Source organism: Neiella holothuriorum (assembly GCF_019457915.1).
Classification (GTDB): domain Bacteria; phylum Pseudomonadota; class Gammaproteobacteria; order Enterobacterales; family Neiellaceae; genus Neiella; species Neiella holothuriorum.
This window is the reverse complement of record NZ_JAHZSS010000005.1, coordinates 67,388-80,295: the sequence shown is the minus strand read 5'-3', so window position 1 is coordinate 80,295 and position 12,908 is coordinate 67,388. Positions and strand designations below refer to the sequence as shown.

Annotated in this window: 13 protein-coding genes; 9 read left to right on the top strand and 4 right to left on the bottom strand. The window is 46.4% G+C overall.

The window, feature by feature from the left end:
- Nucleotides 1-33: 33 nt before the first annotated feature.
- On the top strand, nucleotides 34-591 hold the full coding sequence (locus K0504_RS06165; RefSeq protein ID WP_220103304.1) for a hypothetical protein: 558 nt from the start codon (nucleotides 34-36) through the stop codon (nucleotides 589-591).
- 158 nt (nucleotides 592-749) lie between these two features.
- Here K0504_RS06165 and K0504_RS06160 read toward each other — a convergent pair whose 3' ends face one another.
- The 3 genes from K0504_RS06160 to K0504_RS06150 all read right to left on the bottom strand — a co-directional run bounded on the left by K0504_RS06160 (nucleotide 750) and on the right by K0504_RS06150 (nucleotide 3,070).
- Nucleotides 750-1,058, bottom strand: coding sequence for a S24/S26 family peptidase (locus K0504_RS06160; protein ID WP_220103303.1), 309 nt, complete (start codon nucleotides 1,056-1,058; stop codon nucleotides 750-752).
- A 5-nt stretch (nucleotides 1,059-1,063) separates the two neighbouring features.
- Nucleotides 1,064-1,567: a superoxide dismutase, Ni gene (sodN, locus tag K0504_RS06155; protein WP_220103302.1), complete on the bottom strand. Its 504-nt coding sequence runs from the start codon at nucleotides 1,565-1,567 to the stop codon at nucleotides 1,064-1,066.
- Nucleotides 1,568-2,506: 939 nt separating this feature from the next.
- A complete protein-coding gene (locus K0504_RS06150; protein WP_220103301.1) occupies nucleotides 2,507-3,070 on the bottom strand; it encodes a hypothetical protein in 564 nt (187 codons plus the stop codon).
- Between the two features lie 152 nt (nucleotides 3,071-3,222).
- Between K0504_RS06150 and K0504_RS06145 the strand changes: the two genes are divergently transcribed.
- From K0504_RS06145 to K0504_RS06125, 5 genes are all read left to right on the top strand, one after another.
- The gene (locus K0504_RS06145) at nucleotides 3,223-3,372 is read left to right on the top strand and encodes a hypothetical protein (RefSeq protein WP_220103300.1); all 150 of its coding nucleotides are present in this window, start codon (nucleotides 3,223-3,225) and stop codon (nucleotides 3,370-3,372) included.
- A gap of 710 nt (nucleotides 3,373-4,082) precedes the next feature.
- Nucleotides 4,083-4,373 (top strand): hypothetical protein, encoded by a 291-nt coding sequence (locus K0504_RS06140; RefSeq protein ID WP_220103299.1) that lies wholly within the window; start codon nucleotides 4,083-4,085, stop codon nucleotides 4,371-4,373.
- Between the two features lie 14 nt (nucleotides 4,374-4,387).
- Nucleotides 4,388-6,058 (top strand): PepSY-associated TM helix domain-containing protein, encoded by a 1,671-nt coding sequence (locus K0504_RS06135; RefSeq protein ID WP_220103298.1) that lies wholly within the window; start codon nucleotides 4,388-4,390, stop codon nucleotides 6,056-6,058.
- Entirely contained in the window at nucleotides 6,055-6,294 is a 240-nt protein-coding gene (locus K0504_RS06130) for a hypothetical protein (RefSeq protein ID WP_220103297.1), read from the top strand. The genes K0504_RS06135 and K0504_RS06130 overlap by 4 nt, the downstream gene beginning before the upstream one ends.
- A gap of 178 nt (nucleotides 6,295-6,472) precedes the next feature.
- The gene (locus tag K0504_RS06125; protein WP_220103296.1) at nucleotides 6,473-7,153 is read left to right on the top strand and encodes a FadR/GntR family transcriptional regulator; all 681 of its coding nucleotides are present in this window, start codon (nucleotides 6,473-6,475) and stop codon (nucleotides 7,151-7,153) included.
- A 150-nt stretch (nucleotides 7,154-7,303) separates the two neighbouring features.
- Here the strand turns inward: K0504_RS06125 and K0504_RS06120 are convergent, their stop codons facing one another.
- Complete coding sequence (locus K0504_RS06120; RefSeq protein WP_225918002.1) at nucleotides 7,304-8,599, bottom strand: MFS transporter; 1,296 nt, start codon at nucleotides 8,597-8,599, stop codon at nucleotides 7,304-7,306.
- Nucleotides 8,600-8,757: 158 nt separating this feature from the next.
- Here K0504_RS06120 and uxuA point away from each other — a divergent pair, with 158 nt between their 5' ends.
- From uxuA to uxaC, 3 genes are read left to right on the top strand one after another with little or no spacing between them, the layout of a single operon-like run.
- Complete coding sequence (gene uxuA, locus K0504_RS06115; RefSeq protein WP_220103294.1) at nucleotides 8,758-9,936, top strand: mannonate dehydratase; 1,179 nt, start codon at nucleotides 8,758-8,760, stop codon at nucleotides 9,934-9,936.
- Between the two features lie 32 nt (nucleotides 9,937-9,968).
- Nucleotides 9,969-11,441, top strand: a complete 1,473-nt coding sequence (locus tag K0504_RS06110) for a mannitol dehydrogenase family protein (RefSeq protein ID WP_220103293.1) — start codon at nucleotides 9,969-9,971, stop codon at nucleotides 11,439-11,441.
- The gene (gene uxaC / locus K0504_RS06105) at nucleotides 11,438-12,847 is read left to right on the top strand and encodes a glucuronate isomerase (RefSeq protein ID WP_220103292.1); all 1,410 of its coding nucleotides are present in this window, start codon (nucleotides 11,438-11,440) and stop codon (nucleotides 12,845-12,847) included. The genes K0504_RS06110 and uxaC overlap by 4 nt, the downstream gene beginning before the upstream one ends.
- Nucleotides 12,848-12,908 lie beyond the last annotated feature (61 nt).

The following is a 12,908-nucleotide window of genomic DNA, read 5'->3' as shown; positions in this document are numbered from 1 at the left end:
AGCGCCTTGCTTGCAAGGCGCTGGATTATCCTTATGAACACAAAATTCCGCATGCTTTGGATGAAACTGCACGCCTATGTGGCGTGCTTTTTTCTACCCATTACCGTGCTATTTGTTGCCACCGGTATCTTGTATTTGTTTGATATCGAAGGTGGTGTGGCAGATGAGTTTCACTACCAGTTACCCGCAGAGACGGTTTGGCCTGACAATGAGCAAACGGCCATTGATATGGTAGAGCCTTACTTAATTGCAGAAGACCATATGCGTCGCCCCGCAGCCTATTGGTGGTGGGAAGGAACCCATGTTTGGTTCGATTACAAACAAGAGGTGACGTTACGCCCGGACAACGGCGAAGGCTTTATTGAGCTCGAAGTTAAAGAGCATGATTGGTGGCATCGACTGCTGCTCATTCACAAAGGGTTTGGCAGTCAGCTGCTGTGGCTATTTGGATTACTCTTTGGTGTGAGTTTGGTGTTTAGTATTGGCACCGGGGTGATTTTGGCATTGCAGATCCGGCAAGTAAAAGTGATGTCGATGATGTCGATTGGGGCTGGATTTGTCAGTTTAGTTGGCCTGATTATCTTTGGTTAACTGGCACCGAATGGTTGTTATAAACTTTTGCTCGCGTGCGCGCAGCATTGCCGCGAGCTCATACAAATTAGCTTGTTTGAATGGAGCTGCGTTCGACAAGCCCTAGAGCAATGAGAATCGCCTATTGAACAGTCCTTGGTGATAGGTGCTCAAGGTCGCTAGTGCATGGCTGGTTCGGGGGAGACATGAAATAGCGCTTTGCCAATAATGTCTGCAAACGAAACGGGGCCTATCTCAAGGGTCGAAATGCTTTCTGCACCTGTGCCTTTGAGCCACACAAACCCATATCGGTCGACATATTGGACTGCTTTTATAATCAGTCCAAATTTTGGGTGACGCACTTTCACAACTTGCCCAGGCCGAACAAAATGCTTAAACCACGGCTTGGCAAACAACACGTAACTGCCATCGGTTAATGATGGTGTCATGCTATTGCCGTCAACCTTGTTAATGGTAAAGCCTAACATGATGGTTACTCCTTGAGATCTGGATACACCACCGGTTGTGCTGGTGGGTAAGGGCAGGTGGCAGTGAAGGTCGCAACGCCTTTGCTATGCCAAAAGATGGCAGCAAACTCATTAACTTTGGCGAGTAGATCAAGGGCTGCTTGTTTGTCGATATGTTGCTTGGCTTTAGACGCCGCCAACATGATGTTATGACTTAATTCATGAAGTTGTGGGAATCGCTCAAATTGCGGCGCCTTCATGTAATCGCCCCAGATCACCTGAATTTCCTTCTTCACGATAAAACCATGCTCTTCTTTTTGCGCGACGAGCCGCGCAAGCTGGGCTTGATCGTTAACCGTCAGCGATTCTTTAACGGCTAATTCTTCAATTAAATCGACCATGCGAATCATGGTCAGAACCGCTAGTTGTGCCCCGCTTGGGTCGTAAATTTTGCAAGGGATATCGCAGTGGGCTGAAACCTTAGTAAAAGGAGAAATCGCATCGATTTTATTAAGTAATGAATAAATCATTTCTGGTCTCCCTTATTAGCCTGATGGCGGTGTAAGGCATGGGATAGGGCAGCAATGGCAAATAACAAGGGCGCAAGCCAGCCCCAATGTGCGAGTGAAGCCCAGATTGAATGATGGTCATGGCCGGGGTGGGCCGTGACTTGAAATGGCATCAACAAGGTTATGGATAATAGGAGCATTAGATATTTCAGTTTATGAGTCAGCATCTTAAGATCCTTTGGTTGAAACTAGTGCTTCAGAGCGTTTGAGCGGGATTGTTGGCACATACAGGAATTGGTTTCAGGAAATGATTGCTGGAATTCCACCAATGCTCTGAACGTTATGCGGGTCGCATTTAATGCGGTGGTATTCAGTCCATCTAAGTCATCTTGAACCAAATTTGTTATGCGCTCGTAAGTTTCTAGCAAGCTATGTAATGCAAGGCTTAGCTGCCCTTGGCGCTGATACAAATCGGCTAGATTGTGACAACAACATACCCAGCCATATATTGCTTCTTCGCTGTAGTTGTTATGCTCAAGCATCAACTCAGTTAGCGATTGAGCGCGCTGGTAGTAATTTTCGCTTTGCGAATATTCCTGCTGATGGAACAGGGCGTTGCCCCGATCGAGAAACTGTTGCTAAGTCATAAATATGATAATATAAATACGAATCGTTATCATTTACGATAGATCTAAGCGATAAAGTTGTCAATGGATGACGTTGCAATAAATGGGAATAGTTGATGGTTGGCGTGAATTCATAGCGCAGATCAGCGGTGTAGGGGGAACTTGTGCTGGCCTAACACAACAGCAAGGTACATTAGTGATAGGCAGGCCATACAGGGTAATCAGTGCAATAAGCGCTGCGTATTTTTACCGTCAAATGCATTGCACGCCGCATTTCGTTCGGACTTGGTGTTGCTTTCAAGTCTGCAGGGCTATTCAATCGCTTAGGTGAGCGTCAATCAGCTGCAGACGAATTGAAAAATCGGTCAATTTTTTCAAATATTTTAATGAGTTCTTTACGACTAGGCTCTAAAGCCTCATCAATAGCATCAACCGCGCTTTCGCCTTTCTCTTGAACTGCTGCCCACGCTTCTTGGGTGATCTCGACAGAATCATCTGTTGCTGATTGCACGCAAGCATTGAAATCAAACGCATCGTTTTTATCAAACAGGATGTTTTCCTCTTCTGATAATTGCTTTTTGTCTTCACAGAACTCATTAATCTCAATGTAAGTTAATGTACCGACCACTGCGACTGTACCTATTGTTGCGGCCGATACTGCGGTCGCTCCAATCTTTTTTGCTGTTCGTTTTACGAACCGATTGGCTACCCTAGATTTCTTTTTAGCGTGGTTGTGCTTTAGTTTTTCAATAGTAGCTTTTGAAGCCGTTAATTTTTGAAATTCACTAATTGGCATCGCCGCATAACCAGCCAAGGACAATAAGCTACTGAAGAACAACTTTGCGATGATTATAAAAGTCGCAATGGTTAGCGTGAATGTTGATATGACTGCCTTCATTGATATCACCTAAAAACTGGATGTTTATTACTTTGACTATATGGGATCAGTCTCCGTGACAAAAATCAGGAGCTAACCGAGGTGTTCTTGTTGGCGTAGGCATAATCCCTTCTGTCTCGCCAACAGATCCCGTGATGCTATCAAGGTCTACATTGAAAAACTCATTCGAGCAAATGACTAGCTTTGAAAACTCCAAGTCGAGATTGAAAATTCAATCCAGCGACGCATTTAGCAGGTATGCGGTAGATGTCGTCAGCAGTGTTGATGGTCGTGATGTTGCTCAGGAAGTTGAATATCGCTAAATAGCGAGTATTACTAAAACGTTTAATCAATTGAATTTAGATTGAATAAAGCGCTCAAAGCCCCCAAACCCTTCGGTTTGGGGGCTTTTTTATTGGCTAAGCGACGAAGCGCTTGTTGAGAAAAACTCGCTACTACCTCACTTGATTTACCAAGTTCCGTGCGTATGCAATGTCGCCTATTCATCGGAAGTCTCCGTGAGCTTATTGTGTTGCACCACTAGGGAAGCTTATGAGGTGCAAGTTGTTGATAGATACTTTTTAGCTGTTGGGTGATAACTCTTGCGTGAAACTGGCGACGATATAAATCGAAGTTAGGTTCATCATACTTTGTGTTCTTGTACCTAGTTGCACCGATTGCTGATAACGCTTCTAAATGAGCTAAACGATCACTCAATAATGCTGTGACGCCAACTTATAGGTGGCTTTGCACGCAAGTATTTTACTCAATCTTGCCAATATAAGGTTGCGAAAGGTAACGCAAATCGTTATCGTTTGCATAGATTTAAGCTGACCACAACAGGCCAGTTATTCAAGTATCTAGACCGTTAATTACTCCTCAATCAACCTATATTTGCCTGCTTGCTCATCTCGCTCATGACCAAGCGCGGGTAAGCGGATTATTAGTGGTCTTTTATTAACCGTAACAGCCGTTTGTGACTGAAAACAGTCGCATTGCTTTAACGACAATTTTGCTTTTTAGGTGCACGGATATGAATGATTCAACCCGTAGCGTAAAACGAACATTTAGTTCCCTCACACAACGCCACATTGCATCCTTAGTGCTCGCGCTAATCGCATCTACCGCCATGATCCCTGGCATGACAACCTATTTACCGCTGACCGCTTCTGATCAGGTGGCAGTTCCCATTTTATTATTTCCATTCATTTGGACTGGATTGTTTGTGTATGCCTACATGGCAGATAAAGCATGGCATGCCACCGTCCTAATGCTGATATTAACCATTAGTCATGGCCTGATGGCTTATTTTGCTGTGACTTAAAGGAAGTTGGTTTCATGAAAAGTATCAACATTAAAAAGCTATATGCGATTCACAGTTGGGTTGGCATTATTACTGGCATTTTATTGTTTGTGGTTGCCTTTACGGGTGCTGTGGCGGTATTCGCCAGGCCAGAACTGAAGATTTGGGCCTCACCTGAGATTCGAACGCCGGCCCAAGTTGATCCCATACAGGTTGAACGGCTCGTCCACGAATACGCAGCAATGGTGCCTGACAACCATTTTGATGCCATTACTATTGCCATGCCAGGTATGCGCTCGGCTACCGCATTAGAGATTCGTTATGAATATCATGGTCATGATCATGAGAACGGCGGGCCCGACAGTGTAATCCAGTACCAATTTGATCCGCACAGCTATGAATTACTGGGCGAAAAACAGGGTGATTTTGAGACCCTATTTGATGATTACCAGTACGACATGGCCGATTTCATTGCCAACTTTCATGCTGACTTGCATTTAGGTCGACCTGTCGGTTTGTTGATCACCGGTTTACTGGGCTTAACCTTGCTGGCATCACTGGTTACCGGCGTTATCATTCACCGAAAAATCCTTCGCCAGCTGTTTACCTTTCGCCCGTTTAAGGGCTTTAGTCTATTGATGAACGATGGCCATAAAGTCATGGGTGTGTGGGGCATGCTATTCCATGGCTTAATCGGTTTTACTGGTGCGTTCCTTGGTTTGGCGCTCGTGATTTTAGTTCCGGCAGCAGCTTATGTGAGTTACCAAGGCGACATGGAGGCACTTATTGAAGACTTTACTTCAACGCCGGATCCAGTCATTGCACATATTGAACAGCCCACTCAGATTGCCAAGCCACTGCAACATGCATTGAGCTACCACCCTGATAGCAAATTGAGAACTGCTCGGATCTTGGGGTATGGCGATGCCAATGCGGTGATATATAGCAACCTCATTGGTGGCCCTCAGATGCACACGCTGATCCTAGAGCATCAAGGTGCTAGCGGCGAATTTGTGCAGGCATTTGGTAACTACAGCAAAATTGAGGGGGTATCGGGCATTGTTCTCGACATCATGTTCCCTGCGCATTTCGGCAATTTTGGTGGCGTGTTAGTCAAGGCTATTTGGACTTTGCTGGGCCTGAGCACAGCGCTGCTGCCGTTGTCTGGCTTAATGCTGTGGTTAGAGCGTGGATTGAATGCGAGTCAGCCAAAATATTCGCTGCAAACCTATCAGCGCTTTAATCGTTTGGTGATTGGAGCTTGTGGCGGCGTTGTGTTGGCAACCGCGCAGTTGTTTCCACTGCAACTTGTGTTGAGCTTCACCAACCTAAACCTTGCTAACAATCAGCTGGTGTTCGGCTCATTTTTCGCCAGTTGGTTGCTTTGCATTATGTGGGCACTAGTGCGGTTTGATGCGGCGCACACGGTCAAATGGATGACACGTCTTACCGCGGGATTATTGTTGATTGTTATGCCACTTGATGTGCTGTTGACCGGTAGCCATTTATTGAATGTGCTGAGCACTGGCCATTACGTGTCCGTCGCGGTGGACTGGGTGCTCTTTGCTATCGGCGGCTTGTTGTGGTGGCTAAGTTTACGTTGGAAGCCAAACTCTGCAGCATTTCTGTCAACCGCTGAAACATCTCAGCTCGCGCTTAGCGCGCAACTCACAAGCGGCCGTGTGGTAGAGGAAAAACAATCATGATAGGTGTTGCCCTGTTAGTGTCATTAGTTTTGTTGTTTTTTGCTTGTCGAGCAATTCGCAGTGGCGGTGCAATTGCTACATCTGCCAGCCCTTGGCTCGTGGCTTTACCGTTGTTTGTTGGGGGATTAGCGCTTCAAATTTGGGCTACTGGCGCAATGACTGGCAGCTTTTTGTTCTTAAGCTGCGTTAGCATGATAGGGATGTTGGCAGCCTTTAGCCCTGCCAAGGTGAAATAAGCATTGCGATGACGCTAGCAAATAGTTCATTGCTGCTACGCATACAGAAATAAAAAGGAATAAATGCCTAAATGGAACAATTTTTATATCTGGCCTGAACAGTATCTTGCTGGTCAGGACTGAAGGTTGTTTGGTACAATCTCCGGCTACTAGTTTACCGGCGGTCATTTGCTCTCCTATGATTTTTTCATCGATTAACCAAAACAGGCTTTACCTAAAGGTTGCTGACCAAATCCTTGATCTCATAAAACAAAAAGATTTTAGCAAGGGCGATAAACTGCCATCCGAGCGAATTTTATCTTCTGAACTCGGTGTTAGTCGTCCTACTGTCAGAGAAGCGATGGTCGCTTTAGAGTTGGCAGATATGATTGAAATTCGTACTGCATCAGGTATTTACCTAAAGCACGCAGCCACAAAATCGGCAAAACTATTGATTGACGGGGGCCCTGGCCCGTTTGAAATTCTAGAAGCGCGACAAATATTTGAGCGCGAAGCGTGCGCCTTAGCGGCCAAGCGGATCTCCGATGAACAGCTTGATAAATTAGAAGCACTTTTGGATGCGATGCTGGAAGAAAATGAGAGTCTTTCGCCCACGGAAAAAGCGGATGAAGAATTTCATTGTGAAATTGCAAAAGCATCAGGCAATAGTGCTATTTACCAAACCGTTATGTGGCTATGGCAGTTACGAAATGAATCAGATCTGGTCAGCCACTTTCATAAGCAAACTCGTATGGACGGTATTCGCCCTATTATTGAAGATCATAAAAAGATACTCGATGCACTCAAAGCTAGGGATACGGAGAAATCCAGAGCTGCGATGGATGAACATCTGCACCGAGTAATAGAAAGTTTGCTATAGCCGACACAAGTTATGCTGTTAGTCGTATCTCACTCATGGCTACGGCGCCTGTTGTGATATCAAGTAGTGTTTCGTGTTTCCTCGCTCAACCAGCGCATCTCATTCATGCGCTGTTCGTGTTTCAAGTGATTGGTAGCGCTTGTTAAATCGTTATTGCGGAATTCGCTTCAAGTTCTCATCGAGCGGTGCCATGTCTGGGGTAATCAGGTGGACTAACCCAAGGATGACGATATACAGCATGCCAGCTACCAGAAACGCCCAGAAATAGCCTTCATTACCTGCAGAGTCGAGCATCTCCCCAAGAGAGAAGTCGGCGATAATGCCTGCAACAACCCCCACCATACCGCCAATTCCTGTGACTGATGCTGTCGCCTTTTTGGGAAAAATATCGGATACCAAGGTAAGAATATTGGCTGACCAAGCTTGGTGAGCCGCGGCCGCAAGACCAATTAAACTAATGGCAATCCATTGATTATCGGTAAAGGCAACGTAACTCAGTGGAAGCGTGGCTAAGGCACAAATCAATAGCGTGATCTTACGAGCTTTGTTGATAGACCATCCACCCCGTATAAAGCGTCCCGAGAGGTAACCGCCCATGATGCTGCCGACATCGGCCATGGCGTAATAAATGAAAAATGGCAGCGCGATCCCTTTGATATCAACACCGAACTTATCGGCTAAATACTTGGCTCCCCAGAATAGGAAAAAGTACCAAACTGCATCCGTTATCTTTGCGGTAGCAAACGCCCACGTTTCACGCTTTGCAATGACTTTCCTCCAGGCTAATGGGGCATCTGTTTCCGCCACAGAATCGCTATGAATGTAGTCAAACTCTTGTGTCGTAATGGCTTCATGATCTTGTGGTTTCTTATACCATTTCCACCAAAAATACAGCCAAATAGCGCTTAGGAAACCAGTGATTAAGAACGGGATTCGCCAATTAGTACCATCGTCATGAACGATCGTTGCAACGACAAACGGGGCAGCGATTGCACCTATGGACGTTGCTGCGTTGAAAATGCCGGTAGCGAATGCGCGATCTTTTTTGGGGAACCACTCGGCAACGGTTTTGTTGGCGGCAGGGAAGTGCCCTGACTCACCGAATCCCAAGCCAAAGCGAGCCATGGCAAAGCCGATAACACTGAAAGAGGGTTGCACCAGTGCGTGCGCCATTCCTGAAAGACTCCAGATACCGATGGCCGCGGTGTATCCCTTCTTAGTCCCAAGCTGATCGATTAGCCGCCCCATTGTGATTAGCCCGAGCCCGTAAGCCACCTTGAACGCAATCATAATGTGGGCGTAGTCAGTATTTGACCAATTGAACATTTTCTCGAACGTGGGAGCTAGAACCGCGATCAGGCTCCGGTCGAAGTAATTGATTGTGGTTGCAAAAAACAACAGGGCCAGAATTCTGAACCGGTAGTTGGAACTTAATGCAGATCTCATTTTTTAATTTTACTCTCGAATTTCAAACATTGCCGCAACAAAACAGCTTGCATCGTTAAAAGTCATGATGCAGCATGTAAACACTGGACAGGCCAGTTTTCAAGTGGCTTATCCAATTAATTTGAAGTAACTAACTAATCACCTTTAGAGAGAACTTAATGCAAGAAACATGGCGTTGGTATGGGCCTGATGACACCGTTAGTTTAAAAAATGTTGTTCAGGCCGGAGCTTCCGGTATTGTATCGTCGTTGCACCATGTTGAAACGGGAGATGTATGGTCTTATCAAGAGGTTATAGCTAGGAAGCTAGAGGTTGAAGCGGCCGGTTTGAGTTGGAGCGTAGTTGAAAGCATCCCCGTTCATAACGACATTAAAACGCGCACAGGAAACTACCTACAACTGATCGAGAACTATAAAGAGTCGATCCGTTCAATTGGTAAGGCCGGAATCAAGGTGGTGTGTTACAACTTCATGCCCGTGGTCGATTGGACGCGCACAGATTTAACCTATCAACTCGACAATGAATCCTTTGCATTGCGCTTTGAAATGACAGATTTCATTGCCTATGACGTGCATATTCTAGCGCGTAACAATGCGTCGGAAGATTATTCAGACAAGCAATTAGAAAAGGCTAAGGCTCGTTTCGAAGCCATGTCGAATGTCGAAAAACAGGGCCTTGAAGAAAACATTATTGCCGGTTTGCCGGGCGGTGAAGGTTCTTATGATCGCGAATCGATCCGCCAGACAATTGGTGATTTTATTGCGCTTGGTACGGAAGGATTACGGCACAACCTTATTGAGTTTCTGCGCGCCATTATTCCGGTGGCAGAAGAGTACGGTGTCAATATGTGCATTCACCCAGATGATCCACCATTTTCTTTGTTTGGTTTGCCGCGAGTGGTGTCAACAGCAGATGATATTCGAGCGCTTATTCAAGCAGTACGGTCGCCAGCAAACGGCCTGACCATGTGCGCCGGCTCATTTGGGGCTCGAGGTGATAATGATCTTGTGGGTATGGTGAAGGAATTTGCTTCAATCATTCACTTCGCTCACTTGAGAAATGTGATTCGAGAAGAGGATGGTTCGTTTTTCGAAGCTGAACACCTCTACGGCGACAACGACATGATAGGAATCATCAAAGCGTTGCTAGACGAAGAGCAGAGGCGTAAATCAGCTGGACTGAATTCCGCAATAGCTATGCGCCCCGACCATGGTCACCTGATGGGGGATGAAGTTACCAAACCTGGCGTTAATCCTGGCTACTCGTTCGGTGGGCGTATGAAAGGTCTCGCCGAACTACGTGGCGTCATACATACCCTTAAATCTCTTAATACATAGCCACAACTAATCGATTTCGGATATTGAAGCGAATGAACAAGACATATCAATCGAACGGACTTTTCTCGTCAATCGGTAACAAAGAACGACTTTCGACAAAGATTGTTCATTTGGGGTTCGGCGCATTTGCGAGAGCGCACCCATTGCTTTTTACCGATGAAGTCAACAATAAAACAGCGAGTGATTGGGGTATATGTGTCATTAACCTCATCGGTGGTAAACCATTAATCGAATCGTTACGTGCTCAAGGGCATAACTACACCGTTGCTGAAAAAGGTGCCGATGACATTTGCTGTAAGCACATTTCATCGATTAAGGAGTCGCTTCATCCGGTTTTAGACAGCCCTCAAGCTGTGCTCAATAAACTGGCTGAGCCGCAAGTTGCAGTGGTTTCACTAACGATTACGGAAAAGGGCTATTGTGCTGATCCGGCGAGTGGTTCGCTCGATATCAATAACCCACTGATAGCTCACGATCTTTGCAATGAAGACCAACCTCAGAGTGCTATTGGATTTATCGTTCGGGCGCTTCAAATGCGCCGTACGCTCGGCTTCGCTCCATTCACCGTTATGTCATGTGACAATGTTCAGGAAAATGGCGACGTGACTAAAAAAGTGGTGACGGAGTTTGCTCATCAGCTTGACCCTGAATTGGCTCAGTGGATTGAACTACACGTGACGTTCCCTTGCACGATGGTCGATCGGATTGTGCCGGCTGTTACAGCTGAAACGTTAGCGCAAATTGAACAGTTACAAGATGGTCGGGCCGATCCATGTGCTGTTGCGTGCGAAGCCTTTCGCCAATGGATCATCGAAGACAAGTTTGTTGCAGGTCGTCCAGATTGGAATATTGCCGGCGCTCAGTTTGTCGAGAATGTAGTGCCTTACGAAGAAATGAAGCTTCGCATGCTCAATGGCAGCCATTCATTTTTAGCCTATTTAGGCTACCTCGCAGGCTATCAATATATTGGTGAGACGATGGCCGATGAAAACTTCAGAGGTGCGGCACGGGCACTGATGCTAGCGGAGCAAGCCCCGTCGTTGGCAATGCCTGTAGATACCGACTTGAGCGCTTATGCCAGTTTACTCCTCGCGCGTTACTCCAACCCCAATATCAAACACCAAACCTGGCAAATAGCCATGGATGGCAGTCAAAAAATTCCGCAACGATTTGCCGGCGGGATACGCCATCACTTAGCCAACAATACCGACTTTAAATGGCTCGCCTTAGGAATTGCTGGTTGGATGCGTTACGTGGCTGGCGTTGATGAACAAGGGCAGGCCATTGATGTACGTGATCCAATGGCCAAACAACTTTACACAATTACCGAAAAGCACGGATATAGAGATGCAACCGTGGCAACTTTGTTGTCTCTCGACGCTATTTTTCCGCCAGATATTGGCTGTAACGAGCGGGTGATTGAAGCGGTTACCACTGCGTATTTACGATTAGTGGCCGATGGTGCTCGAAATACAGTGAAGAAATTATGGGAGGCGGTGCAATGAAGCCCTTTATGAATGAAGACTTTTTATTGACCAACGAGGTTGCGATTCGGTTGTATCACGAATACGCCGCAGATCAGCCGATATTCGATTATCACTGCCACTTAAACCCAGCTGATATCGCCAATGATCGCCAGTTCGAAAACCTGACACAAATCTGGTTAGAAGGCGATCATTACAAATGGCGTGCGATGCGTACCGCGGGAGTTGATGAAGCTTTCATTACGGGGAATGCTGCTGAGTGGCAAAAATTTCATGCGTGGGCTGAAACGGTGCCCAAATGTATCGGCAATCCACTTTACCACTGGACCCACCTTGAATTACGCCGCCCTCTTGGTATTGACGGCACCTTACTTAACCCCAACACCGCACAATCAATTTGGCTGGACTGCAATGATATTTTGCAAACCCCAGCATTTTCTGCTCGCGGTATCTTGCGCCAAATGAACGTTAAAATGGTTGGTACGACAGATGATCCAATCGATTCCTTGGAGCACCATCAAGCCATTGCGGGAGACCCAAGCCTTACCGTTGATGTCACGCCAACTTGGCGCCCAGATCGGGCTTTCAAAATCGAATTACCAGAATTTTCTAATTACGTTGAACAACTTAGTCAATCTGCTGATCTCGAAATTTCATCGTACCTCACTTTTTTGGATGCGCTAGGTAAGCGCTTACAGCATTTTCATGATCATGGTTGCAGAGCAGCCGACCACGGTATTGAAGTGGTTCGATTTGCGAACATTTTAACTGAGTCTGATTTAACAGCTTTATTGTGCCGACGTCTCAAAGGCGAAATTTTAACTGAATTTGAATGTGCCCAGTTTTCTACAGCCGTTCAGGTCTGGCTGGGCAAGCGGTACGCCGAGTTAGGCTGGGTGATGCAACTGCATATTGGTGCGCAACGCAACAACAACAGCCGCATGTACCGTTTGCTCGGCGCCGATGCTGGTTTTGACTCCATTGGCGATACGTCGTACGCCAAGGAACTGGCTCAGTTACTGGATGCAATGGACAAGACCGACGAACTTCCAAAAACCATCTTGTATTGCCTGAACCCCAAAGATAACGAAATGCTGGCCAGCATGGTCGGTAACTTTCAAGGCGGTGGCATCGCCGGCAAGATTCAATTTGGCTCGGCGTGGTGGTTCAACGATCAAAAAGACGGCATGGAGCGCCAGCTATTACAGCTCTCTCAATTGGGTTTGCTAAGCCAATTTATCGGCATGCTCACCGATTCCCGCAGCTTCTTATCATTTACTCGCCACGAATATTTTCGCCGCATTCTTTGCAACATGATTGGTGGCTGGGTTGAGCGTGGCGAGGCGCCCCCGGATATCCCTCTGCTTGGCGCGATGGTAAGCGATATCTGCTTTCACAATGCCCACCAATACTTTCAAAAAAATTAAAAATTGGGGCTTGCAAGCCCCTTGTACACCGTTGTTTTAAACCAGAAAAGCACCTTTGGAA

What these genes read in the sequence shown, in the direction of transcription:
- K0504_RS06165 (WP_220103304.1), top strand. Translation starts at nt 34, where the DNA reads ATGAACACAAAATTCCGCATGCTTTGGATGAAACTGCACGCCTATGTG.
- K0504_RS06160 (WP_220103303.1), bottom strand. Translation starts at nt 1,058, where the DNA reads ATGTTAGGCTTTACCATTAACAAGGTTGACGGCAATAGCATGACACCA.
- sodN (WP_220103302.1), bottom strand. Translation starts at nt 1,567, where the DNA reads ATGATTTATTCATTACTTAATAAAATCGATGCGATTTCTCCTTTTACT.
- K0504_RS06150 (WP_220103301.1), bottom strand. Translation starts at nt 3,070, where the DNA reads ATGAAGGCAGTCATATCAACATTCACGCTAACCATTGCGACTTTTATA.
- K0504_RS06140 (WP_220103299.1), top strand. Translation starts at nt 4,083, where the DNA reads ATGAATGATTCAACCCGTAGCGTAAAACGAACATTTAGTTCCCTCACA.
- K0504_RS06135 (WP_220103298.1), top strand. Translation starts at nt 4,388, where the DNA reads ATGAAAAGTATCAACATTAAAAAGCTATATGCGATTCACAGTTGGGTT.
- K0504_RS06130 (WP_220103297.1), top strand. Translation starts at nt 6,055, where the DNA reads ATGATAGGTGTTGCCCTGTTAGTGTCATTAGTTTTGTTGTTTTTTGCT.
- K0504_RS06125 (WP_220103296.1), top strand. Translation starts at nt 6,473, where the DNA reads ATGATTTTTTCATCGATTAACCAAAACAGGCTTTACCTAAAGGTTGCT.
- K0504_RS06120 (WP_225918002.1), bottom strand. Translation starts at nt 8,599, where the DNA reads ATGAGATCTGCATTAAGTTCCAACTACCGGTTCAGAATTCTGGCCCTG.
- uxuA (WP_220103294.1), top strand. Translation starts at nt 8,758, where the DNA reads ATGCAAGAAACATGGCGTTGGTATGGGCCTGATGACACCGTTAGTTTA.
- K0504_RS06110 (WP_220103293.1), top strand. Translation starts at nt 9,969, where the DNA reads ATGAACAAGACATATCAATCGAACGGACTTTTCTCGTCAATCGGTAAC.
- uxaC (WP_220103292.1), top strand. Translation starts at nt 11,438, where the DNA reads ATGAAGCCCTTTATGAATGAAGACTTTTTATTGACCAACGAGGTTGCG.